A 23,363-nucleotide genomic window follows, 5' to 3' on the forward strand; every position below is an offset into this window, starting at 1 on the left:
ACGAGCACTCGGGCCTCGGTGCTCGGGCCTCGGTACTCGGGCCTCGGTACTCGGGCCTCGGTACTCGGGCCTCGGTACTCGGGCCTCGGTACTCGGGCCTCGGGTGCTCGGGCCTCGGTACTCGGGCCTCGGGTGCTCGATGCTCGTCGGGTGGTGGGCGTAGACGTGGAAGATGGGGCTCTGGATGAGGCGGCGGGTCGGATTGGGGTGACGACTAGAACCGTGGGAGGTCGGTGAGGTCCGGCAGGTCTTCCGGCTCTTCGATGGGACCTGGCATCCGGAGCCCGGCCGATGGGCCGGTGGCCGTGGAGTTGGGGCATGAGGGTTCGGTGGTGGGCGGGGGCTGGAGGATGGTGGGGTGGGAGGTGCTTGGTGGGGTGGGAGGTGCTTGGTGGGGTGGGAGGTGGTGGAGGGCGTGTGGTTGGGGGTGCGGGGTGTGGGGAATATGAGGTGGTAGTTAACTGGGTATTCCACCAGCGTTTCGGATCTCTGTAATGTGGCGGATAGGCAAGCTGATCCAAGGAGATCCGCATGACGGAATTCACCCCCACCGTTCCTGCGCGAGTCCTACCGACCGTGGCCGTCCGCGACCTGCCAGAACCGCCCCGATCGACCTGGCGCATCATCGGCCCAGGGCTGGTCGGCGCCGGCGTGGGGCTGGCGTCGGGCGAATTTATTCTCTGGCCGTACATCGCCTCACAAGTCGGTCTCGTCTTCATCTGGGGTGCCGCGATCGGCATCATCACCCAGTGGTTTCTGAACATGGAGATCGAGCGCTACACCCTGGCCACCGGCGAGACCGCGTTGACCGGTTTCAGCCGGATGTGGAAACACTGGGGCCTGGTCTTCGTCATCATGACGCTCTGCTCGAATCTGTGGCCGGGCTGGGTGACCACGTCCGCGACCATGGTGACGTACCTGACCGGCTCCGGTGAGGGCTCTGTGCGGTGGATCGCCATCGGCATGCTGATCGTGATCGCGTTCGGGCTCACGATGGCGCCGGTGATCTACACCATGCTGGAACGGGTGATCTTTGTGAAGATCGCCCTGGTGGCAACGCTGATCGTGGTGGCGATCGTGGTCGCGATCAACGCTGACAGCTGGCTGGCGCTGGGCAGAGGTCTGACCGTGGGAGCCCAGTTCCCGGTGCCGCCGCTCGACTTCGCGGTGCTGATGGGCGCCATCGCGTACGCGGGCGCCGGCGGCGGCCAGAACCTGTGCCAGAGCAACTGGATCCGCGACAAGGGCTTCGGCATGGGCCTGTACGTGCCGCGCCTGGTCAGCCCCGTCACCGGCCACGAGGAGGCGGTCTCCTCGACCGGCTTCCAGTTCGCGCCGACAAAGGAGAACCTGGCGCGGTGGAAGCAGTGGTGGCGTTTCGCGAACGTCGAGCAGGCGTGGACGTTCGCCATGGTGTCGTTCGTGACGATCGCGCTCATGTCGATGCTGGCCCACTCCACGGTGTTCGGCAGGCAGGGGCTGGAGAACAGCATCGGGTTCCTGCAGGTCGAGGGCCAGGTGCTGATGGACACCGTCGGTACGTGGTTCGGTGTGCTCTTCTGGGTGATCGGGGCGCTGGCCCTGTTCGCCTCGGCCATGGGCATCGTCGACTACACCTCGCGGCTGGCCTCCGACACGATCAAGACGGTCTACCTGCGCGACCGGCCCGTCTCGGTGAACCGGGTCTACTTCTACACGGTCTGGGCGATGGCGCTGATCGGGATCGCGATCCTGCTGGCGGGCCTGGACCAGCCGCTCATCCTGCTGGTGTTCTCGGCGTGCTTCGCGGCCGTGATGATGTTCGTGTACTCGATCCTGCTGATCATCCTCAACAGGCGGGCGCTGCCGGACGCCATCAAGGTGCGCTCGTACCGGCTGGGCGCGCTGATCTGGTCGGTGGCGTTCTTCGGCACGCTGACCGTGGTCGTCGTCATCACGCAGGCGCAGAAGCTTTTCGGCGGCTGATTCTGATGCGGTGATCGGTCGGCGTGGTGATCGGTCGGCGTGGTGATCGGTCGGCGTGGTGATCGGTCGGCGTCATGATCGGCTGATGCGGTCAACGGTTGAGGTGGTCAACGGGGCCCGTAGCTTGGTGCGGCTTGACCTCAAGTTAGCTTGAGGTACGAGACTCGGGCGCATGAAAATTGTCGAGGTGACGAAGTTCGGCGGTCCCGAGGTGCTCGTGGCCGGTCAGGCGCCGGATCCCGTGGCGGGGCCTGGTCAGGTCGTGATCGGGGTCTCGGTGGTGGATGTGTTGTCCGTCGAGGCCCAGCTCCGCACCGGGTGGGGGCGCGACTGGTTTCCCGCCGAACCGCCGTTCGTGCCGGGTACGGGTGTGGCCGGGCGGGTGCTGTCGGTGGGTGACGGGGTTGACGCCGGGTGGGTCGGGCGGCGGGTGGCCGCGAAACTGTCCATTGGCGCCTACGCCGAGCAGGCCGTGGCCGATGCGGAGACGGTCGTCGCGGTGCCCGATGAGCTGCCGCTGTGGCGGGCCGCGGCGCTTCTCCAGGTCGGGCCCGCGGCCTTGAGCCTGGTGACGGCGGCCGAACTGCGGCCCGGGGCGCGGGTGCTGGTCACCGGGGCGGGTGGGGCGCTGGGGCTGGTGCTCGTGCAGCTCGCGAGTGCGGCCGGTGCCCGGGTGACGGCTGCGGCCCACGGCCCGGCCAAGCGCCGGGCGGCTCTTGAGGCGGGCGCAGCGGAGATCATCGACTACCCCGAGCCGGAGAAGGCAGAGGCAGCGGAGACGGCAGGGACGACGGGGCCTGCGGAACCTGTGGGGACTGCAGGGACTGCAGGGACTGGAGCGTCGGAGAAGGCGGGAGCAGCGGAGGCCGCAGTATCGGGGAAGGCCGGAGCGGCGAAGGCCGTAGGGCCGGGGAAGGCGGAGGCAGCAGCGGCAGCGGAGGCCGACAGTTACGAGAAGGCGGAGGAGGCGGGAGTCGGGGAGTTTGACGTCGTGTTTGACGGGGTCGGCGGGGATGTTGGGGCGGCGGTGTTCGGGTTGGTGGGGCGGGGCGGGAGGTTCTTCGCTTACGGGGTGCCCAGTGGGGCGCCGGCGTCAATCGATCCGGCGCTGGCTGAGCGGCGTGAGGTGCGGGTGATCGGGATGGAGCAGGTGATGTTTGCGCCCGACGAGTTCAGCCGCCTGGCGGAGCAGGCGTTCAAGGAGGCGGTGGCGGGTCGGCTCACCACTGCCGTCGGTCTGGTGTTGCCGTTGGAGCGGGCGAGCGAGGCGCACGCCGCGCTGGAGGCCCGCGAGTTGGTCGGCAAGGCCCTGCTGCTGGCCACCGCCCAGGCTGTCCGGTACGACAGGTGCGGTGGGCCCGAGGTGCTGGAGCTCATGGAAATCCCGCTGCCGGAGCCGGGACCAGGTCAGGTACGGGTGGCGGTCAGGGCGGCCGGGGTGAATCCCATCGACTGGAAGATGCGGGAGGGATTCCGCGGTGCTCCGCCCGACGCGTCCCAGGGCACCGGCATGGAGCTGGCGGGCATGGTCGATGCGCTCGGCCCTGGGGTTACCGGTCTTCGGCTGGGTGACCCGGTATATGGGCAGGTGGCGCCGGGGGCCGTCGCCACGCACGCGATCGCCGAGGCAGACGCGCTGGCGCCCAAGCCGGACGGCCTCACCTACGAGCAGGCCGCCGCGCTGCCCGTGGCCGTCGAGACGGCCCGCCGCGCACTTCGCGACCTCGCGCTCAAGGAGGGCGAGACGCTGCTGATCCACGGGGTCGCGGGCGGCGTCGGACTGGCGGCCGCACAACTCGCCCTGGCGCGGGGCGCCTCGGTCATCGGCACCGCCAGCGAACGCCACCACGACTTCCTGCGCGACCTCGGCGTCCACCCTGTGACCTACGGCGAAGGACTGGAGGGGCGCCTGCCAGGACCTGCTTCGGATGAAAGCGGAGGCAGAGGCGAAGGCAAGGGCAGAGGCAGGGGTGCAGGCGAAGGCGGGCGGGATGGCAAGCAGGTGCCGGGTGCCTCGGGCGGGGGTGAGTCGCCTCGCTCTGTCGATCGAGTGCTGGATGCCTCGGGCCAGGGTGAGTCGCCTCGTTCTATCGATCGGGTGCTGGATGCCTCGGGCAGGGGTGAGCTGGAGTTGTCGGTCAAGCTGACCGGCGACCCCAACCGGGTGATCACGATCGCCGACCGCATCGGCGCGGAACGCCTGGGAGTGCGTTTCTCGACCGGCGACGGGGCCGCCGCCGCGGCCCAGGCCCTGCGCGAGTCCCAGCACGTACGGCTGCCGATCGCCGAGGTCTTCCCCCTGGAGCACACCGCAGACGCCCATCGCCGCAGCCAGCACGGCCACTTCCTCGGCAAGCTGATCATCAACCCGGAAACCTCCTTGCCGCATTAGCGGGCACACTGGTGCGCATGCTGGAAACCTCGGCCCGCCTCCTCAAGCTGCTCTCCCTGCTCCAGGCGCACCGGGACTGGACGGGACCCGAACTGTCCGCCCGCCTGGGCGTCTCGACCAGGACGATCCGCAACGACGTCGAGCGCCTGCGCTCACTCGGCTACCCGGTGCACGCGACACCGGGCGTGGCGGGCGGATACCGGCTGGGCGCGGGGGCGGCGCTGCCGCCGCTGCTGCTCGACGACGAGGAGGCGGTGGCGGTCGCGGTGGGGCTCGGGCGCGCGGCCGGGGGCGGCGTCGAGGGGATCGAGGAGACCTCGGTACGCGCCCTGACCAAGCTGGAGCAGGTGCTCCCGTCGCGGCTGCGGCGGCGGGTGAACGCGCTCAACGCCTACACTGTGCAAGTACGGTTCAACACGCCGGCCGTCCCGCCGGACGTGCTCACCACGATCGCGAACGCGGCCCGCGACCACGAGCGGCTGCGCTTCGACTACACCGGCCACGAGGGCGAGGTGAGCACGCGCAACGCGGAGCCGTACAGGCTGGTGCACCGGCGCGGGCGCTGGTATCTGCTCGGCTACGACGTGGACCGGCAGGGCTGGCGCACGTTCCGGGTGGACAGGCTGCGCCCGCGCACGCCCGCCGGGCCCCGGTTCAGCCCGCGCGAGTTGCCGGGGGACGGCGACGTGGCGGCGTACGTGGACAAGGGGGTCAATACGGCGATGTGGCGTTACCGGGCGACGGTGCTGCTGCATGCTCCGGCCGAGGGGGCGCGGGCGCTGGCGCCCGGCCTGGAGATCGAGCCGGTGGATGAGAACACCTGCCTGCTCAGGCTGGGCGGCGATGACCTGAACGGGATCGCGGTGTGGGTCGGGTATCTGGACGTGGACTTCGAGGTGCTGGACCCGCCGGAACTGGCCGAGCACGTACGGCGGCTGTCAGAGCGGTACGGCCGCGCGGTCAGCGGCCGGTAAGGGGCCGGTCAGCGGGAGGGGCGAGGCTCGGGCCATGAAGAACATGACGCATCCGGCGGGCGGCAAGGACGACTTCCAGCTCGTCACCCACCTCACCCTCACCGGCAGCCAGTACGAGATCGGCAAGGCGCTCACCGAGGAGGCCCGCAGGCTGGGCTGGTCCCCCGCGCCGCTCGACCCGGCGGTGAACCGGGCCCGCAGAACCTGGTTCGAACGCCACTGGCCGCAGCACCACGCCCGCATGGACGGCGCGGCGGCGGTGCTCGGCCTCGACCCGGACCAGGACGAGGTCGCGCTCGACGACCAGGGCTACGTGCCGGAGGGCTACGGCTGCTCGGCGCTGTGGATCCCGCCGTCGGCCGCCGCGGACGGTCACGGCCGGGTGGGCCGCAACTACGACTTCTTCCGTACGACGATGAGCGAGGTCTCGGGCCTGGAGCCCCGGGCGAACGAGCTGCCCATGGCCTCGCGCCCGTACGTGATCAGCACGGTGCCCGACGAGGGCCTGTCCTCGACGGTGATCACGATGTCGGCCCTCGACGGCTGCATGGACGGCATCAACTCGGCCGGCCTGGCGGTCATGCTGCTGATCGCCGACTTCGAGACGACCGAGCCGCCGGACGCCTTCCTGCCGCAGGTCGGGGTGAACAGCGTGCAGCTGCCCCGCTTCCTGATCGACACCTGCGAGAACGTGGACCAGGCCAAGCAGGCGCTGCTGGGCGCCAAGCAGTACGACCACGGCATGCCCCTGCACTACCTGGTCGCCGACGCGCACGGGCAGGCGTTCGTGTGGGAGCGGGGCAGGGACGGCACCGAGCACATCATCGAGTTCGGCGACGGCCCGCTCTGCGTCACCAACCACCTGCTGCACCGCCACCCGGACCCGATGAACCTGCCGCGCGACACCGAGTCCAGCTTCGCCTCCTACGGCCGGCTGCGCGCGTTGTACGAGGGCAGCAAGGGCGTCACCATGTCGGGCGGCGACCTGCGCGAGAGCCTGCGCGCCGTCCGCCCGTCGGAGGATCCCGCCGTGCCGTTCCGCACGTTGTGGAGCACGATCTTCGACACGCGGGACCGTACCCTGTCCACCGTCTTCTACTTGGGCGACGGCGGGCGTTACAGCGAGGAGCTGGTGTTCCCGGCCAGGTAGTCCGCGCGCACCTTGGAGCGGGACAACTTGCCGGTGGGGGTACGCGGGAGCTGCGCGCGGTACTCGATCACCTTCGGCTGTTTGAACCTGGCGATGCGCGGCCCGCAGTGCTCCAGCAGGCCGGCCGTGAGCTCGGGGCCGGGTGTGGCGCCTTCGACCGGCTGCACGAGGGCGACCACGTTGTGCCCCCACTCCTCGTCGGGCACCCCGATGACGGCCACGTCGGCGACCGCGGGGTGCTCCAGCAGGGCGGCCTCGATCTCGGCGGGGTAGATGTTGACCCCGCCGGAGACGATCAGGTCGGTGCGCCGGTCGCACAGGAACAGGAAGCCATCGTCGTCCAGGTAGCCGATGTCGCCCGGCGCGTACCACTCCCCCAGCATGCTGGCGGCCGTCTTGGCCGGGTCCTTGCGGTACTCGAAGGAGCCGAGGCTGGACTTGACGTAGATCATCCCGGGCTCGCCGGGCGGCAGGTCCTTGCCGTTCTCGTCGCAGATCTTGGCCTCGAACGTGGGCGCGGGCCGGCCCACGGTGCCCGGCCTGGCCAGCCAGTCGTGCGGCTTGACCGAGAAGGCGATGGTGGACTCGGTGGAGCCGTAGTACTCGTACAACACCGGTCCCCACCAGCTCATGATCTGCTGTTTGACCGCGACCGGGCAGGCGGCGGCGGTGTGGATGACCTGGCGCAGGCTGGAGACGTCGTACTTGGTCCTGACGTCCTCGGGGAGTTGCAACATCCGGTGGAACATGGTCGGGACCATCATCGCGTTGGAGACGTGGTGCCGCTCGACGAGCTCCAGGATGTTCACCGGGTCGAACCTGGGCGTGATCACCACGGTGTGCCCGAAGTGCAGCGCGAACTGGGCGTGCGCGCACGGCGCCGAGTGGTACATCGGCGAGGTCACCAGGTGCACCGCGTCGCCCGGCCTCAGGTCCACGACCTCGCCGAAGAACCAGAAGTACAGCGGTACGAGCTCCTCGGGCGTGGCTCCCGGCAGCTTGCGCTGCACGCCTTTGGGGAAGCCGGTGGTGCCCGAGGTGTACCACATGACGGTGCCGGCCGTACGGTCCGCGGGGGCGTGCGTGGGCCGGCCCGCCGCCAGCCCGTCCGTGCCGACCTCCGAGCCGGGCCTGGCGTGCTCGGCGTCGGTGACGACGATCTTGGCGTCGCAGTCGTCCAGTATGTACGCGATCTCGGAGGCGGTCAGATGCCAGTTGATCGGCACGTAGTAGAGCCCGATCTGCCCGGTGGCCATGACCATGACGAGCGCGTCGATGCCGTTGGGCAGCACGCCCGCGACCACGTCGCCGACCGCGAGCCCGCGGGCGCGCAGGCCGTGCGAGACCTGGTTGACGCGGGTGAGCAGGTCGCCGAAGGTGGTCTCGGTGCCGTCGGTGTCGATCACCGCGAGGCGGCCGGGGTCGGCCGCGGCGATGGCGTAGAAGCCCGGTAGCTCGCTGATGTCCGTCATCACAGCTCCAGCAGTTGCGCGAGTCGTACGCGGTGGACGCGGGGCGGGCCCAGCAGCACCTCGTCCGCCTTGGCCCTCTTGTAGAACAGGTGGGCGTCGTGCTCCCAGGTGTAGCCGATGCCGCCGTGCAGCAGCAGGTGGTCGCGGGCCACCTCGAAGCAGGCGCGGCCGACGTAGGCCTGGGCGAGCGCGGCGGCCTCCGGCAGCTCGCCGGGGGACTCGTCGGCGGCCCACGCGGCGTACCTGACGATGGACTCGGCCTGTTCGAGTTTGCCGTGCATGTCGGCGAGCTTGTGCTTGACCCCCTGGTAGGAGCCGATGTAGCGGCCGAACGCGACGCGGATCTTGGCGTAGGCCACGATGGAGTCCAGCGCGGCCCGCATCACGCCGAGCTGCTCGGCGGCCAGCGCCACGCACAGCCGGTCGAAGATCCCGGTCTCCGGCGCGGGGCCGAGCACCCGGGCCGGGGCGCCGTCCAGCACCACCTGCGCCTGGCCGCGCGTGAGGTCGAGGGTTTCCAGCTCGGTCCTGGTGACGCCGGGCCCGGCCAGGTCGACGGCGGCCATGGACACGCCGCCGGCGCCGCGCGCGGGCACGACCAGCACGTCGGCGTCCATGCCGGACAACACGCGGGCCAGCGTGCCGCTGACGGTCGTGCCGTCAAAAGGCAGCTCGGTCCCGTCGATCGTGGCCGTGACGCGGCCCTCGGCGATGCCGGAGAGCAGCTCCTTGTCGGGGGCCAGGGTCAGCGCGAGCGCGGTGAAAGCGGTGGACAGGAAGGGGCCGGGCAGCAGCGCGGCGCCCGTCTCCTCCAGGGCTACCGCCAGCTCGGACAGGCCGGCGCCCGCGCCGCCGTACTCCTCGGGGACGACCAGTCCGGACAGGCCGAGCTCGCCGTTGAGGCGCGCGTACACCTGCCGGTCGTAGCCCTGGCGGGCCTTGGGCAGCGGCGAGGCGGAGCTCAGGAAGGCCCGTACGGCCTCGCGCAGCTCCTGCTGTTCCTGGCTGAGTACGAGCTTCACCCCTGCGTCCCCACCTTCAGGTCCTTGAACGGCACGGTCTTGTCCACCCGCGGCTCCGGCGGCAGGCCGAGCACGCGGTCACCGACGATGTTGCGCATGATCTCGTTGGTGCCGCCGCCCAGCGCCATGCCGGGGGCCAGGGAGATCGCGCGGGCGAGGGGGTGGTCGGCCAGTGCCGCCTCGGGGCCGACCAGCCGCGTACCGGTGTCGGCCTGGTAGAGGGCCAGCTCGGCGAGCAGCAGCTTGGCGGCGCTGCCGCGCGCGCCGGGGAAGATCCCGGCCTTGGCCTCCTGCGCCAGCCGCTGGTTGAACAGCGCCAGCGCGCGGCTGCGGATGTGCAGCTCGACCAGTTCGTCGCGGACCAGCGGGTCGGTCGTGTCGACGACCTCGCGCAGCGCCGCCACCGAGGCCGGGTTGTCCTTCTGCCCGCCCATGCCGACGCCGGCCGAGATCGACAGCCGCTCGTGCAGGAGGGTCGTGACGGCCACGCTCCAGCCGTCGTTGACCTCGCCCACGCGGTGCTCGTCGGGGATGGGCACGTTGTCGAAGAAGATCTCGTTGAAGTTGGACCTGCCGGACATGTCCCTCAGCGGCCTGACCGTCACGCCGGGGTGGCGCATGTCGATGACGAACATGGTCAGGCCCTTGTGCTTGGGCACCTCCACGTCGGTGCGGGTCAGCAGCAGGCCCCAGTCGGCGTGGTGGGCGACCGTGGTCCACACCTTCTGCCCGTTGATGATCCAGTGGTCGCCGTCGCGCACGGCCTTGGTCTGCAGGCTGGCCACGTCGCTGCCGGCGCCCGGCTCGGAGAAGAGCTGGCACCAGATCTCCTCGCCGCGCAGCAGCGGCCGGAGGAAACGCTCGCGCTGGGCGTCGGTGCCCCGGTCCACGATGGTGGGCCCGGTCATGCCCAGGCCGATCGAGAAGACCTGGGTGGGCAGGGTGTAGTGGCGGGCCTCCTCGTCGAACACGCGCTCTTCCGCCTGGGTCAGCCCCTGGCCGCCCCACTGCTTGGACCAGGTGATTCCGGAGTATCCGGCGTCGTAGAGCGCCGCCATGAACTCCTTGACGCGGGTGAGCCCGTCGGCCTCCTGGTAGTCGTCGGATGGAGCGTTCTCCCGCAGCCAGGTTCTGGCCGCACGCCGATAATCTGCAAGGTTCACATCGACTCCTCGGCATCAGTGTTCACTTACTTTAATCACGTTGCCGCACCTGGCATAGAGCAATGCTCTGGTGGATGACCGTTTCGTCCTTGCAGATACCGGAAAAGGATCTCTGGTGCGGATATATGGACCCCCCGACCGAAGGGCGTTCGGGTGACGCGGTTACCATGATCAACGTGACGGTGCGTGAACGGGAGAGCCTTACAGTGCTGGAGTTCTTCATACCAGAACAACTCATGCCCGATTTGTCCTATTAATACTAGTAGACAGAAGTTAGAGTTACTCGCTGTGACAACTGGTTTCAGCCGATTACGGCGCGAGGATTTGCTGAAGACGGCCTGCGAGGTGATCGCGGAGCAGGGCTTCGGGCACACCAGGACCCTGGACATCGCCAGGGCCGCCGGCGTGAGCCAGGCGCTGCTCTTCTACCACTTCGAGACCAAGGAGCGGCTGCTCGCACAGGCCTTCAGCTATGCGGCCCGCCTGCACCTCAACGCGCTGGCCGACGTCGAGCGCTCCTCGGGGACGCCGAGCGACCGCCTGCGCACGCTGTTGCGGCTGTGCTCGCCCGCGATCCCCACCGAGGGCTGGCGGTTGTGGATCGACGCCTGGTCCGAGGCGATGCGCAGCGCCGAGCTTGAGGAGACCTCGCGGCGGATCGACGCCAGGGGCCGCACGCTCATGCGCACGATCATCGAGTCCGGCGTGGCCTGCGGAGAGTTCCGGTGCGAGGACCCCGACGCGACGACGTGGCGGCTGTTCGCGCTGATAGACGGACTGGCGGTGCAGACGCACACGCATCCCAAGGTGTTGTCACGGCGGCGGGTGAACACGCTCATCCGTACGGCGGCGGCGAACGAGTTGGGGGTGTCCGCGGAGAAGCTCTAGGTTTGCCCCCTTTCCAGCCTTATTGGATGCTCCGTACAATACCGGGCGAGGAGAGGAGTGCACGCGATGACAACCCCTTCAAGGACATCCGCGCCGAGCTCCACCGCCGACAGGGAACGCGACGAGCGGGTCGCCGGCCGCAGCGCGTACCGGGCGGTCATCGAACGCCTCTCGAAGGCGTCGGTGGACAAGCACTGGGAGCCGTACCGCGACATTCCGTGGGACGACCCGGAGTTCCACATCGACCCCGCCGATCCGCGCTGGGAGCTGCCCGAGCTGGACCGGCTGGGCGGGCACCCCTGGTACCGCAGCCGCTCCCCCGAGGTGCGCGCGCGGATCGGCTTATGGCGGGTGGCCACCGCCATGAAGATCGGGCTGCAGTTCGAGAACCTGCTCAAGCGCGGGCTGCTCAACTACGCCTACCGGCTGCCGAACGGGTCTCCGGAGTTCCGGTACGTCTACCACGAGACCATCGAAGAGGGGCATCACGGGATGATGTTCCAGGAGTTCGTGAACCGTACGGGGATGCCGATCCGCGGCATGCCGGGCCCGCTGTCGGTGATCGCACAGGTGGCGCCCTGGATCCCGCTGATCTCGACCGAACTGTTCTTCATCTTCGTGCTGGGCGGCGAGGACCCGATCGACCACGTCCAGCGCAGGGTGCTCAAAGAGGGCAGGGCGCACCACCCGCTGGAAGAGACGATCATGCGCATCCACGTCGCGGAGGAGGCCAGGCACATCTCCTTCGCCCGGCACTACCTGCGCAACCGGGTGCCGCGCATGCCCGCGTACCGGCGCTTCCTGCTGGGCGTCGCCGCGCCGCTCATCCTCGGCGTGATGGCGCGCATCATGCTGGCGCCGCCCGGGGCGATGATCCGGCGCTTCAAGGTGCCGGCGCACGTGGTCGCTGAGGTGTACCTGCGCGACCCCGGCGCCCGGCGGGACATCAGGGACTCCGTCGGCAAGACGCGTGAGCTGTGCGCCGAGATCGGGCTGATCAACCCGGCGACCCGGCGGATCTGGCAGGTCATGGGCATCTGGGAAGCGGTCCGGGGGTAGGGCGTCCGGGGTCTTCCATGGGTGGGACCATGTACAGGTCCGCAACATGCTTTATGGAAGGTTCTGATCTGTGAGGCGGCTACTCACGGTCCTGCTGCTCGCCCTCGCCGTGGTGGGGGTGGCGCACTCCCCCGCGCAGGCGCACAACGTGCTGATCAGCAGCGACCCGGCGAACGGGGCCACGCTCACGGCCTCGCCCTCGCAGGTGACGCTGGTGTTCGACCAGACCGTGCGCAAGGGGTACGCGCAGGTGGGCGTGACCGGGGCCGACGGGTCGGCGTGGGCCGACGGGAGCGCCGTGGTCGCGGCCGAGCGGGTGACGGTGAAGGTGAAGCCGTTGCCTGCCGGTGGGTCGTACACGGTGGGTTACCGGATCCTGTCGGCCGACGGCCACCCGGTCACCGGGAGGATCGCCTTCGACCTGGCGGCCGACGCCTCCGGGGTGGCCGCGGCGGGCACCGCGCAGGGCTCCTCCGCCGACGCCGCCGAGGCGGCGGCCAACGGCGGGGCCGGGATGGCCGTGGTGTGGATCGTGGGGGCGCTGCTGGTGCTGGCCGCGGGCACCGCGGTGGCGCTGCGGCGCAACAGGAAGGTTTCCGCGTGAGCGCCGTCGCCCCCGCGTTGCCGCGGCAGCGCGTCGGCGGGCGGCTCCTGGCCGGCGCGTTCGGAGTGTGCGCGGTCGTCTCGGTCGTCGCGGCCAGTTCGTTCACCGCGCAGGAGTCCGTGCCCGGCATCCCCATGCCGGGCCCTGTCGTGTCCTACGGCCTGCCGATCGTGCGGGTGCTGCTCGACGTGGCCGCCGTGGCCGTGGTCGGGCTCAGCCTGCTGCCCAAGCTGCTCGGTTTCAAGTACCCGGAGCGTACGGAGCCGGTCCTGGTCAGGGTGCGCCCGCTGGCCGTGCTCGCCGCCTGGGCCTGGGCGATCTGCGCCCTGCTGACGATCGTCCTGCAGACCGCCGAGCTCAATCCGGGCGCCGTGCCGACGTTCGGGATGATCGCCGATTACGTCGGGAGCGTGGGCACCGGTCAGGGGCTGCTGTTCAGCGCGGCCTGCGCGCTGGCCGCGGCCGGCATCGGGCTGATGGCGGTGCGGTTCGGCGAGAAGGTGCCGGCCGAGCTGCGGGTGATCGTGGCGCTGTTCGGGCTGCTGCCGATCCCGGTCACCGGCCACGCGGTGAACTCGGTCTGGCACGACCCCATCATGATCTCGATGGAGATCCACGTCATGGGCGCGGCGGCGTGGGCCGGCGGGCTGCTCGCCACGGCCGCGTTCCTGGGGCCGCACCGGGACCTGCTGGCCCTGGCGCTGCCCAAGTTCTCCAGGATGGCCTCGGTGTGCCTGCTCCTGGTCGCGTTGTCCGGCCTGATCACGGGGCTGGGCACGATGGCGCTCACGCCCGGCGTGACGCTGCCCGGCGCGATCGTGACCAGCCAGTACGGGGTGCTGGTCGTGGTCAAGACGGCGCTGGTGGCGCTGGTGGTGCCGCTGGCGGCGCACATCCGCTTCCGGCTGCTGCCCGCCGTGCGCCGGGGTCAGGCCACCGCCCTGGTGGGCTGGGCGGTGGCCGAGGTGAGCGTGATGGGGCTGGCGTACGGCGTCGCGGTCGCGATCACCCGCGCGTCGATCGCCTGAAACTTCAGGACGTGGCGGGCGCGACGACCGCTCGTGGCGCGGTCTCGACCGGCCGGGAACGGCGCCTGCCCGCCATCCACTCGACGGCCAGCCAGACGACCAGCAGGCCGAGCCCGGCCCACACCGCTGACGCCATGACCAGCGGGGGCGCGCCCAGCAGCCCCTCGTGGCCCTGGATCGCGCCGTACACGGGCCCCATGACCGCGCTCTGCGCCGCCAGCCCGCCGTAGGCCGCGGCCGTCACGCCGGCCGACCCGAGCACCGCGCGCAGGACGGGCATCCGCAGCAGGAACGCCACGTCCACCAGCAGCCCGGCGAGGATCATGAAGAACGGCACCGCGGACGGCGGGAATCCGGTGAAGGTCAGCAGCGGCCAGGCCAGCGTCCTGAAGCCCACGTAACCGGCCGCGATGAGCGTGGCCGCGCCGAACCTGCCGATCATCACCCTGGCCGCGACCAGCACCGACAGCACGGCGACCACCGCGTACACCGGGTAGAGGAAGTCCGGTACGGGCAGCGTGAACCCGGCCATCATGGTCCGGTCGATCGGCCGCCCCATCTGGTCGGCCGCGAACTGCAACAGGATCGGCTCGGCGTAGGTGGCCCGGTTGTCCCACGCGCCGAGCGACAGGATGCCGTACTCCTGGTGCTGCTCGGGGAAGTGCACGTTCTCCAGGAAGAACGCGAACAGCGCGCCCAGCACCACCACCCGTTCCCTGCCGGGCGGCGCGCCCATGAACCAGCCGCGGATCACACCGGCGATCATGAAGAACGTGCCAAGGTAGAGCGAGATGTGCGACGGGCTCCACGAGGTGATGTCGAGCCCGTTGACGCGATGGTTGATCAGGTCGAGCGGCACGGCGACGAGGAAGATCCCGGTGCCCCACTGGATGAGCCGGAGCGCGGCCTTGTCCACGCCGTAGCCGGTGTAGCCGTGGATCACGGTCAGCGCGACGACGATGGCGGTGCCGACGGAGTTGAGCAGGTGGGGCGGGGCCAGGTCGTCGCGCAGCCACTTGAAGTGCCACGAGACGTCCCAGGCCGAGCCGAGCACCTTGAGCGTGAACGCCGCCAGCCAGCCGAAATAGAGCACCCTGAACAGGTCTTGCGGCGTCTCGCGGCCCGCCTCGCCGCGGGTCCAGTAGGGCAGGGCCCACGCGGCGGCCTTCTTGAACGATGCTGGAGACTTCACGGCAGCAAATCTTACGGTCATCCGCGCCGGTGCCCTTCGATGACCCGCGTCGCCCGCCTATGTGGTCGCGGCCGAGGCTTTCATGGAGAACATGAGGGGGATCCTGGGGGCGTCGCCGGGCAGGCGGTATCCGTCGGCGTCCTTGGTGAGGTTGGCGTAGCGGCGGAAGAGGATGTGGTCGTGCTCGTGCAGGAAGTCCACGCGCAGACCGGCCGCGACGACCGCGGTGACGATCTCGCCGAGACCGTGCCGGAACTGCACGGACTTCTGGTATTCGAGGATCTCGTCGCCGGTGTAGGTGTAGGGCCACTCCCAGACGTGGGGGCCGCGGTCGAAGTAGTCGTGGGTGACCTTGGTGCCCGTCTCGTCGTCCAGGGCGTCGGTGAACGGGTGAAATTCCGCGATATAGAGGAATCCGCCCGGCTTCAGGAGGGCTGCCACGGTTTCGGCCCAGCGGGTGAGATCGGGCAACCAGACCAGGGCGCCGATGCCCGTGTAGACGATGTCGTAGGTCTCGCCACCGAGCGCCTCAGGGGCGTCGTAGACGTCGGCGGCGACGAACGTCGCCGGGATGCCGCACTCCGCGGCGATCCCCCTGGCCTGCTCGACGGCGGCGTCGGAGAGGTCGAGGCCGGTCACCCGCGCGCCGAGCCTGGCCCATGACAGGGTGTCGAGGCCGAAGTGACACTGCAGGTGCGCCAGGCTGCGGCCGGACACGTCGCCCACCTCTTCGAGCTCGAACGGCCGCAACGCGTTCCGGCCCGCCTTGAAGCCTTCGAGGTCGTAGAAGTCGCTGTTGAGATGGACGGGGACGCGGGAGTTCCAGTTGGCCCGGTTGTGCCGCAGGTAGTCGTCTTCCATGATCTTCGATCGTATGGAGACGGCGGTGTCCTCGCACGTCATTTTCGGCGCAGGCGTACGGGGAGGTGCTTGAGGCCGTTCTGGAAGTTGGAGGTGAGCCGCGCGGGGCTGCCCGCGAGCTCGGCCTCCCAGGTGAGCAGTTCCTTGAAGACCGAGCGGAACTGGGCGCGGGCCAGGTGGGCGCCCAGGCAGAAGTGCGGGCCGAAGCCGAAACTGACGTGGTCGTTCGGGGTACGGGCGATGTCGAAGCGGTCCGGGTCCGGGAAGACGGACGGGTCGCGGTTGGCGGAGGCGTGGTAGACGACCACCTTGTCGCCCGCCCGGATGGGCCGGCCCGCGAGGGTGAGATCGCGGGTCGCCGTACGCCTGAAGTGCATGACCGGGGGCCAGAAGCGCAACATCTCCTCGATCGCGGAGTTCAGGAGGGACGGGTCCGCGCGCAGGCGGGCCAGTTCGGCGGGGTGCCGCAGGAGCGTGAGCAGGCCGCCGGGGATGCCGTTGCGGAGGGTCTCGTTCCCGGCGACGGCGAACAGGAAGAACATGTTCTCGAACTCCGCCTCCGTCAGCCCGCCCTTGCGCATGGCCGACATGACGGATTCGCCGTCCATCGGGTCCTCGGCCAGGGCATGGGCATAGGCGAACATGTCGGTCAGAGCCGCTCTGGAACGCGGATTGACGCCCGGCCCGAGTTCGGGCCTGGCCGCGAGAGCCAGTCGGCCCATGGGGGTGAGGGACTCGACGTCCGCCGTGGACAGGCCCGCGTAGTCGTCGTCCTGGTAGCCGATCACCCGTGACGCCCAGTCGTACAGCAGCCGCTTGTCCTGCGCCGGGACCCCCATGACGTGGGCCAGCGTCCAGACGGGCAGGTCGGCGGCCACCTCCACGAAGTCGCACTCCCCCTCATCGAACAGCGCCGCCGCCCGCTCCGCGATCGTCCGCTCCAGCGCGCGCACGGCACGCGGGGTGAAGGCCGCCGCCACGATCCTGCGCAGCCTGGAGTGGTCCGGCGGGTCCATGTTCAGCATCTGTGCCTGGACGAAGCGCAGGTCGGCCGGTGTGTCGGGGTCGCGGATCTGGGTGGCGCCGAGGCGGGAGGAGAAGTCGTCCGGGTTGCGGAGCACGTGCTTGACGTCCGGATGCCGGAACACCGCCCAGTAGCCGGGGCCCTCGCGCCACGGGCCCATGGGAGGCTCCGGGATCCAGCAGACGGGAGACTCCTCACGGAGGCGGGCGAACAGGTCGTACGGGACGGCCGCGTCGTACGTGGACGGCATGAAGATCTCCACGGCCGTACGTCCCGCGCGGTGCCCGTCATCAGTCGCCGACATGCGAACCTCCTGCGGTCGTCCCGAGTTATCCACAGGACCCTCGCCGGGCCCTTCATCGACCTTCTCCAGCGTGCATGATGGCCGCGTGACTCCAGAAGACGCAGAGGCGATTCTCCAGGAATACTTCGCCCCCTGGATCAAGCAGCTCGGGTTGCGGGTGGAGGAGGTGGGCGACCGCCACGCGATCGTGCGCCTGCCCTGGTCCGACGACCTGGCCAGAGAGGGCGGCGGGCTGTGCGGCCAGGCCATGATGGCCGCCGCCGACACGGCCACGGTGCTGGCCGTCTCGTCGGCGCGGGGCGGGTTCGTGCCGATGACCACGGTCCAGCAGTCCACGACGTTCCAGCGGCCGGTGGTGGGCAAGGACGTCCTGCTCGACGTCCGCATCACCAAGCTGGGCCGCACCTTGGCCTTCTCCGAGATCACCCTCAGGGCCGAGGGCAGCACCGAGACGGCCGCCCACGCCACGACCGTCTACGCGATCATGGCGTGACCTCATCCGTCCCGATAGGCCGTCGCCTTACCTCACAGGTAATCGCCGTCCGGCCCGCTCCCGGAGGAGACTGACGACCGGACGAACGCACCGAACAAACGTTTGAGGATGGATCATGACTACTGACGACACCGTGCGAGAGCTGCTGCGCCGGATCGGTGAGGGTGACTTCGACCGGATCGCCGAGCTGTTCGCCGAGCCGGTCGAGTGGCATCTCAACTGGCCCGGCGAAGGGCACCCCGCGGTGCCGTGGATCCGTCCCCGTTCGAGCCGCCGTGACGTGGCGGAGCACTTCCGCGAGCTGGGCGAGTACCACGTGCCCGAGCTGAACGGCACCTCGGTGGCGCGCGTCCTGGTGGACGGGGACGACGCGGTGGTGCTCGGCGACCTCGTGCAGACCGTCAAGGCCACCGGCCGGACCTACACCTCTCCGTTCGCGGTGCACCTCACGGTCGAGAACGGTCTGATCACCCGCTACTTCATCTACGAGGACAGCCTGACGGTCGCCCGCGCGCTCTCGGACACCGACGGGGACGTCCCATGATCGACGAGTCCTGCTGGTTTCATGATCGCCTGTCCGCCTCGGGGAGCGCCTTTCAGCAGGTCCCGGCAGGAGTGCCGTCTCAGCGATCTCTCAGGTCGGGAAAGTAGGCTCACCGCATGAAGCGTGTGGCCGCCGTGGTTGCGGTACTCGCCCTCATCGGGGTGACGACGTGGCTCGTGTGGCCGTCGGCTCCGGAGGCGCGGGGCCAGGACCAGCAGATAACCGTCGTCGACGGACCAGCCGACGACCAACGGGTCGAGCTCGATACGACGTTCTTCCCGCCACCCGGTGGTGGGAAGGCGCCTGCCGTGTTGCTCGCCCATGGGTTCGGCGGCAGCAAGCAGAGCATGCGCGACCAGGCGGTCCGCCTTGCCGAGCAGGGCTATGCCGTACTGACGTGGTCGGCCCGCGGCTTCGGCCGCTCGACCGGGCAGATCGCGCTCAACTCGCCCGACTACGAGGTCAAGGACGTCAAGCAGCTCATCGACTGGCTGGCCAAGCGTCCGGAGGTTCAGCTCGACGCCTCGAACGACCCTCGGGTGGGGATGGCGGGCGGCTCGTACGGCGGGGCCATCGCGCTGATGACGGCGGCCCATGATCAGCGCGTGGACGCGATCGTCCCCCAGATCACCTGGTCCGACCTGGCCGACGCCCTGTTCCCCAACGCCGCCGCCCCACCCACCGGAGGAACCCAGGCAGCCCAACCCACCTCTGAAGCTCAGCCTGCCTCCTCCTCTCCTGCGGCCGATCAGCCGGCGGGGGTGGCGAGTGGGGTGTTCAAGCGCATGTGGGCCGGCATCTTCTTCGGTCAGGGCGTCTCGCTGGACACCATGTCGCTGCTGGGCGGCAGGGAGAGCGTGGGGCCGCTGACCGCCGAACAGGCGCGGTGCGGCAGGTTCATGCCCGCGATCTGCGACATCTACCAGCAGGTCGCCAAGGACGGCAGGGCCTCGCCGGAGGCCGTCGAGTTGCTGCGCAAGTCGAGCCCGATCACCGTGGCCGGTCAGATCAAGGCTCCGACCCTGCTCATCCAGGGCCAGCGCGACTCGCTGTTCCCGCTCGGCCACGCCGACGCCAACGCCAAGGCGATCGCCGCAGCGGGCACGCCGGTGAGCCTGGCCTGGTTCGACGGCGGGCACGACGGCGGCAACGGCGAGGCCGACTGGCTCTTCGACCAGTCGGCGGCCTGGTTCGCCCGCCATCTGAAGGGCGAGGAGTCGGCGCCGGCGGTGAGCGCGTTCACGGTGACGCGTGACGGCGGGCGCGACCCCGGCACCCGCCAGCGCATCCGCCTGCATCCCGAGGCGGACTCCTATCCCGGTCTCGCCGGCTCCGGCACCTCCACGGTCGAGCTGAGCGGCCCCGAGCAGAACATCGTCAACCCGCCCGGCGGCGCGCCGGCCTCGATCTCGACCGTGCCGGGCATCGGCGGCCTGCTGGGCGGCCAGAACAGCCCCGGGGTCTCGATCGACATGCCGGGCCAGAGCGCCACGTTCGAGTCCCGGCCGCTCACCACGCCCCTCCAGCTCACGGGCAGCCCCACCGTCAAGGTCAAGGTGTCGGGCAAGGGCGAGGCGACGTTGTTCGCGAAGCTGTACGACGTGGCGGACGACGCCCAGCCGCCCACCCTGCCCGCCGGGCTGGTGGCTCCCGTGCGGGTGACGATCCCCGAGGGCTCGGGCAGCGCGGAGGCCACGATCAGTCTGCCCGCCGTGGACCACCGCTTCGCCGCCGGCCACCGCCTCCGCCTGGTCGTGACGACGACCGACATGGGGTACGCGACGCCTGTCGAACCGGCCACGTACCAGGTGTCGCTGGCCGCCAACTCCCTCACCGTCCCCACGGTCGGCACGCTGGCCGCGGCTCCGACCGGGGTGGCCTGGTGGGTGTGGGCGATGCCGCTGGGCGCCGTGGTGATCGCCGCGATCCTGCTGGCCACGGGACGCACCACGTCCCGCACCCGGCTCCGCCCCGCACCCGTCACAAGCAGCGACGGGCCAGGCGTCACCAAACTCACGGCTGAGGTCAACGGGACCACGGCGGGCGGTGGCTCCTCCGCCGGAGCGGCGGACGACGGGCTCGCGGTCGGCACCAAGAGCGGAGACGTCAACGGTGTCTCCGCCGCTGGGGTGGCGGATGATGGACTCGCGGTCGGCACCGACGCTGGGATGCCTGGCAGGCCAACCTCTGCGAGCGGAGACGTCAACGGCCGAGGCGCCGACACCGGAGACGCCAGCGGCGGATACACCGGTGCCGGAGATGCCGATGTTCCGCTGGAGATCAGTGGGCTGACGAAGGCGTACCGGAACGGTGAGCTGGCTGTTGACGGGCTGTCGTTCCGGGTTGAGCGGGGTCAGGTGCTGGGGCTGCTCGGGCCCAACGGGGCGGGCAAGACGACGACCATGCGGATGATGATGGGGCTCATCCACCCGGACGCCGGCGAGATCCGCATCTTCGGCGAGCGCGTGACGCCGGGAGCCCCCGTGTTGTCCAGACTGGGGTCCTTCGTCGAAGGGCCGGGGTTCCTGCCGCACCTTTCCGGGCGCGACAACATCCAGCTCTACTGGGCCGCCACCGGCCGCCCCAAGGCCGACGCGCACTTCGACGAGGCGCTGGAGATCGCGAACCTCGGCAAGGCCCTGGACCGAGCCGTGCGCACGTACTCACAGGGCATGCGCCAGCGGCTGGCCATCGCCCAGGCCATGCTCGGCCTGCCGGACCTGCTCGTGCTGGACGAGCCCACGAACGGGCTCGACCCGCCTCAGATCCGGGAGATGCGGGAGGTGCTCAAGCGCTACGCGCGCGACGGCCGTACCGTGATCGTGTCCAGCCACATGCTGGCCGAGGTGGAGCAGGCCTGCAGCCACGTCGTGGTCATGCGACGCGGGCGGCTGGTCTCGACCGGCCCCGTGTCGACGCTGCTCGGCTCTGCCGCGGTCACCAACGGGCACGGGCCGCGCCTGGAAGACGTGTTCCTCGACCTCATCGGAGACAAGACGTGACCACCGCGACCGGTTACGCGCCGCACCGTACGCTGCCGTTGCGGGTGGAGATCGTCAGGCAGTTCAAGCGGCGGCGGACGCTGGGCATGTTCGCGCTGCTGCTGGCGTTGCCGTGGATCCTCGTGATCGCGTTCGAGGTCGGGCCTGAACCGACCACGCAGGCGCAGTCGGCGCTGCGCCTGTCCGACCTGGCCACCGAAAGCGGCCTGAACTTCGCCGCCTTCGCCCTGTCGGTGTCGGCCAGTTTCCTGCTCGTGGTGGCGGTCGCGCTGTTCTGCGGCGACACCGTGTCGAGCGAGGCCAACTGGTCCTCGCTGCGTTACCTGCTGGCGGCGCCGGTCCCCCGCGACCGGCTGCTGCGGCAGAAGCTGATCGTGGCGCTCGGCTACTCGGCCGCGGCGGTGATCTGCCTGCCGTTGATGGCGCTGCTGGCGGGCACGCTGGCGTTCGGGTGGGACGACATCCAGGTGCCGGGGACGGGTGAGGTGATCCCGGCCTTCGACATGTTGCCGCGGTTCGGGATCGTGATCGGGTACGCGCTGGTCAGCCAGCTCGTCGTCGCCGCTCTGGCGTTCCTCGTCTCCACCATGACCGACTCCCCGCTCGGGGCCGTCGGCGGGGCGGTCGGGTTGTGGATCGTGTGCACCATCCTGCAGGCGGTCGAGGCGCTGGGGGTGTTGCGCGAGTTTCTGCCCACGTTCTGGAACAACGCGTGGACCGATGCCCTGCTGCCCGAGCTGGACTGGAGCGGGATGGCCAGAGGCGCTTCGGTGTCGATCACGTACGCGGCCATTCTGCTGGCGGTGGCGTTCCGGCGGTTCCGGCGCAAGGACGTGGTCAGTTGACGGGCTGGGAGGTGTGATGTCGTCAGGTTCAGGAGGGCGATTACGGTGAGGCATCCGTCGGTGAGGTCGCCGCGTCACTGGCGCTCCGTCGATGGGGTCGCTGTGCTGGTGGCGCTCCCCGATGAGATCGTCGCGTTGGCGGCGCTCCGCCGGTGAGATCGCCGCGTCACTGGCGCTCCGCTGGATGAGATCGTCGCGTTACTTGTGCGCCCGGTTGAGTACGCGTACTCATGTGCCGTTTTGGTGGGCTCTCTAGGCTTCGATCATGTCTTTGAAGCCTGTCGGGTGGGTCGGTGCGGTCGCGGTCGCGGCCGTTGCCGGGCTTTGGGCCTGGTGGGGGGCTCCCTCGGCCGATGGCAATGACCGCTGGAGGCTGGTGGCTGATGAGTCGTCGGTTACCTACGGAGAGGTCGTCGCCACCGGTGAGCGTGAGGCCTGGGCCTTTGGCTGGGACAGGGTCGGCCTCACCGCCTGGATTCCGATGGCCGACGGGCCGCGCCGTCCCACGGCCTTTCATTGGGATGGCAACCGCTGGGCCAAGAGTGACTTTCCGGTTAAGGACGGCGGTGTTGGCGCGGTCGCCGCGTCTGGCCCAGCGAACGTGTGGGTGGTGGCCGGGGGTGGCGTGCTGCGTTGGGACGGACGTGCTTGGGCCATGGTCCGGGAGTTGCCCGCCACGGCCCTTGCCGTCACCGCCGAGGATGATGTGTGGGTCTTCGGCGACCATCTGGCCTGGCACTACGACGGAGCCACCTGGACGGAACGACGCGTGCCTTTCCACGCCTTCCGAGTGAGCGCCCGCTCCGCCTCCGACATCTGGGCCCTGGACGTGGACGCCCGCACTGTGCACCGCTTCGACGGTGAGCACTGGACCCCGGTCGATCTGGCCTCGGTGCTGCCGAAGGTGCCGCCGGCGGCCAGTGATTCGCCGCCCGCCCCGGACCACGATTCGCTGTCCGTCCCCGACCACGACTTGCCGCCCGTTCCGGATCACGTTCAGCTCACCGCCATCACCGCCGACTCGTCCGGCGTCTGGATCACCGGAGAGATCGGGATGTCGTCGTTTCTGCTCTCCCAGAGCGGTTCCGGCTGGCGTAGGGAGGACACTTCCGCGACGGCCGGGCGGATGGTCCGCAACCTGCCGCCCGTCCCCGATGGCAGGGGCGGGCACTGGTTCCTCGGCTCCACCGACGTCAACGGTGACGACTCGGCCCTCGCCCATCGCGACTCCTCCGGCCGCTGGACCAAGGTTGCGGCCGGTGGCGAGCTCACCTCGTTGTCGGCCGTCCCCGGCGGTCCGCTGCTGGCCACCGGTGTGATCGGCAAGGCTTCGGGCGTCTTCCGCGCCGCCTCCCCATGAGCCTGCCGTTCGGGCGTTCAT

Annotated in this window: 19 protein-coding genes; 13 read left to right on the forward strand and 6 right to left on the reverse strand. The window is 70.0% G+C overall.

Annotation, left to right across the window (positions count from 1 at the left end; genetic code table 11):
* Positions 1–531: 531 nt before the first annotated feature.
* From AB0I81_RS45880 to AB0I81_RS45895, 4 genes are all read left to right on the forward strand, one after another.
* The gene (locus tag AB0I81_RS45880) at positions 532–1,965 is read left to right on the forward strand and encodes an Nramp family divalent metal transporter (RefSeq protein WP_360671747.1); all 1,434 of its coding nucleotides are present in this window, start codon (positions 532–534) and stop codon (positions 1,963–1,965) included.
* Between the two features lie 172 nt (positions 1,966–2,137).
* A complete protein-coding gene (locus AB0I81_RS45885; protein WP_360671750.1) occupies positions 2,138–4,357 on the forward strand; it encodes a zinc-binding dehydrogenase in 2,220 nt (739 codons plus the stop codon).
* Between the two features lie 17 nt (positions 4,358–4,374).
* Complete coding sequence (locus AB0I81_RS45890; protein ID WP_360671753.1) at positions 4,375–5,331, forward strand: WYL domain-containing protein; 957 nt, start codon at positions 4,375–4,377, stop codon at positions 5,329–5,331.
* Positions 5,332–5,365: 34 nt separating this feature from the next.
* Positions 5,366–6,481, forward strand: a complete 1,116-nt coding sequence (locus AB0I81_RS45895) for a C45 family peptidase (protein WP_360671756.1) — start codon at positions 5,366–5,368, stop codon at positions 6,479–6,481.
* Here the strand turns inward: AB0I81_RS45895 and AB0I81_RS45900 are convergent.
* Genes AB0I81_RS45900 through AB0I81_RS45910 form a run of 3 tightly spaced genes read right to left on the reverse strand, consistent with a single transcriptional unit; the run spans position 6,448 to position 10,138 of the window.
* Positions 6,448–7,953, reverse strand: a complete 1,506-nt coding sequence (locus tag AB0I81_RS45900) for an AMP-binding protein (protein WP_360671759.1) — start codon at positions 7,951–7,953, stop codon at positions 6,448–6,450. The genes AB0I81_RS45895 and AB0I81_RS45900 overlap by 34 nt on opposite strands.
* Positions 7,953–8,975, reverse strand: coding sequence for an acyl-CoA dehydrogenase family protein (locus AB0I81_RS45905; RefSeq protein WP_360671762.1), 1,023 nt, complete (start codon positions 8,973–8,975; stop codon positions 7,953–7,955). Before AB0I81_RS45905 ends, AB0I81_RS45900 begins: the two co-directional genes overlap by 1 nt.
* Positions 8,972–10,138 carry an acyl-CoA dehydrogenase family protein gene (locus tag AB0I81_RS45910; RefSeq protein ID WP_360671765.1) on the reverse strand — a complete coding sequence of 389 codons (1,167 nt, stop codon included), beginning with the start codon at positions 10,136–10,138 and terminating at the stop codon, positions 8,972–8,974. The genes AB0I81_RS45905 and AB0I81_RS45910 overlap by 4 nt, the downstream gene beginning before the upstream one ends.
* Before the next feature lie 288 nt (positions 10,139–10,426).
* Here AB0I81_RS45910 and AB0I81_RS45915 point away from each other — a divergent pair, with 288 nt between their 5' ends.
* From AB0I81_RS45915 to AB0I81_RS45930, 4 genes are all read left to right on the forward strand, one after another.
* Entirely contained in the window at positions 10,427–11,026 is a 600-nt protein-coding gene (locus tag AB0I81_RS45915) for a TetR/AcrR family transcriptional regulator (protein ID WP_360671767.1), read from the forward strand.
* A 66-nt stretch (positions 11,027–11,092) separates the two neighbouring features.
* Complete coding sequence (locus AB0I81_RS45920) at positions 11,093–12,085, forward strand: diiron oxygenase (protein WP_360671770.1); 993 nt, start codon at positions 11,093–11,095, stop codon at positions 12,083–12,085.
* Between the two features lie 70 nt (positions 12,086–12,155).
* On the forward strand, positions 12,156–12,689 hold the full coding sequence (locus AB0I81_RS45925) for a copper resistance CopC family protein (protein ID WP_360671773.1): 534 nt from the start codon (positions 12,156–12,158) through the stop codon (positions 12,687–12,689).
* Positions 12,686–13,717, forward strand: coding sequence for a CopD family protein (locus AB0I81_RS45930; RefSeq protein WP_360671775.1), 1,032 nt, complete (start codon positions 12,686–12,688; stop codon positions 13,715–13,717). Before AB0I81_RS45925 ends, AB0I81_RS45930 begins: the two co-directional genes overlap by 4 nt.
* A 4-nt stretch (positions 13,718–13,721) precedes the next feature.
* Here AB0I81_RS45930 and AB0I81_RS45935 read toward each other — a convergent pair whose 3' ends face one another.
* From AB0I81_RS45935 to AB0I81_RS45945, 3 genes are read right to left on the reverse strand one after another with little or no spacing between them, the layout of a single operon-like run.
* Complete coding sequence (locus tag AB0I81_RS45935) at positions 13,722–14,909, reverse strand: hypothetical protein (protein ID WP_360671778.1); 1,188 nt, start codon at positions 14,907–14,909, stop codon at positions 13,722–13,724.
* Positions 14,910–14,966: 57 nt separating this feature from the next.
* Complete coding sequence (locus AB0I81_RS45940; protein WP_360671781.1) at positions 14,967–15,770, reverse strand: methyltransferase domain-containing protein; 804 nt, start codon at positions 15,768–15,770, stop codon at positions 14,967–14,969.
* A gap of 38 nt (positions 15,771–15,808) precedes the next feature.
* Positions 15,809–17,098 carry a cytochrome P450 gene (locus tag AB0I81_RS45945; RefSeq protein WP_360671784.1) on the reverse strand — a complete coding sequence of 430 codons (1,290 nt, stop codon included), beginning with the start codon at positions 17,096–17,098 and terminating at the stop codon, positions 15,809–15,811.
* A gap of 85 nt (positions 17,099–17,183) precedes the next feature.
* Here AB0I81_RS45945 and AB0I81_RS45950 point away from each other — a divergent pair, with 85 nt between their 5' ends.
* From AB0I81_RS45950 to AB0I81_RS45970, 5 genes are all read left to right on the forward strand, one after another.
* Positions 17,184–17,591 carry a PaaI family thioesterase gene (locus AB0I81_RS45950; protein ID WP_360671786.1) on the forward strand — a complete coding sequence of 136 codons (408 nt, stop codon included), beginning with the start codon at positions 17,184–17,186 and terminating at the stop codon, positions 17,589–17,591.
* Between the two features lie 115 nt (positions 17,592–17,706).
* Positions 17,707–18,135, forward strand: coding sequence for a nuclear transport factor 2 family protein (locus tag AB0I81_RS45955; RefSeq protein ID WP_360671789.1), 429 nt, complete (start codon positions 17,707–17,709; stop codon positions 18,133–18,135).
* A 116-nt stretch (positions 18,136–18,251) separates the two neighbouring features.
* Positions 18,252–21,137, forward strand: a complete 2,886-nt coding sequence (locus AB0I81_RS45960) for an alpha/beta fold hydrolase (RefSeq protein WP_360671792.1) — start codon at positions 18,252–18,254, stop codon at positions 21,135–21,137.
* Positions 21,134–21,982 carry an ABC transporter permease subunit gene (locus AB0I81_RS45965; protein ID WP_360671795.1) on the forward strand — a complete coding sequence of 283 codons (849 nt, stop codon included), beginning with the start codon at positions 21,134–21,136 and terminating at the stop codon, positions 21,980–21,982. Before AB0I81_RS45960 ends, AB0I81_RS45965 begins: the two co-directional genes overlap by 4 nt.
* A gap of 376 nt (positions 21,983–22,358) precedes the next feature.
* Positions 22,359–23,342 (forward strand): hypothetical protein, encoded by a 984-nt coding sequence (locus tag AB0I81_RS45970; RefSeq protein ID WP_360671798.1) that lies wholly within the window; start codon positions 22,359–22,361, stop codon positions 23,340–23,342.
* Positions 23,343–23,363 lie beyond the last annotated feature (21 nt).

It is taken from the genome of Nonomuraea sp. NPDC050404 (assembly GCF_040655495.1).
In the GTDB taxonomy this organism is placed as follows: Bacteria; Actinomycetota; Actinomycetes; order Streptosporangiales; family Streptosporangiaceae; genus Nonomuraea.

What these genes read in the sequence shown, in the direction of transcription:
- AB0I81_RS45940 (WP_360671781.1), bottom strand. Translation starts at nt 15,770, where the DNA reads ATGGAAGACGACTACCTGCGGCACAACCGGGCCAACTGGAACTCCCGC.
- AB0I81_RS45885 (WP_360671750.1), top strand. Translation starts at nt 2,138, where the DNA reads ATGAAAATTGTCGAGGTGACGAAGTTCGGCGGTCCCGAGGTGCTCGTG.
- AB0I81_RS45960 (WP_360671792.1), top strand. Translation starts at nt 18,252, where the DNA reads ATGAAGCGTGTGGCCGCCGTGGTTGCGGTACTCGCCCTCATCGGGGTG.
- AB0I81_RS45920 (WP_360671770.1), top strand. Translation starts at nt 11,093, where the DNA reads ATGACAACCCCTTCAAGGACATCCGCGCCGAGCTCCACCGCCGACAGG.
- AB0I81_RS45890 (WP_360671753.1), top strand. Translation starts at nt 4,375, where the DNA reads ATGCTGGAAACCTCGGCCCGCCTCCTCAAGCTGCTCTCCCTGCTCCAG.
- AB0I81_RS45900 (WP_360671759.1), bottom strand. Translation starts at nt 7,953, where the DNA reads ATGACGGACATCAGCGAGCTACCGGGCTTCTACGCCATCGCCGCGGCC.
- AB0I81_RS45955 (WP_360671789.1), top strand. Translation starts at nt 17,707, where the DNA reads ATGACTACTGACGACACCGTGCGAGAGCTGCTGCGCCGGATCGGTGAG.
- AB0I81_RS45880 (WP_360671747.1), top strand. Translation starts at nt 532, where the DNA reads ATGACGGAATTCACCCCCACCGTTCCTGCGCGAGTCCTACCGACCGTG.
- AB0I81_RS45945 (WP_360671784.1), bottom strand. Translation starts at nt 17,098, where the DNA reads ATGTCGGCGACTGATGACGGGCACCGCGCGGGACGTACGGCCGTGGAG.
- AB0I81_RS45895 (WP_360671756.1), top strand. Translation starts at nt 5,366, where the DNA reads ATGAAGAACATGACGCATCCGGCGGGCGGCAAGGACGACTTCCAGCTC.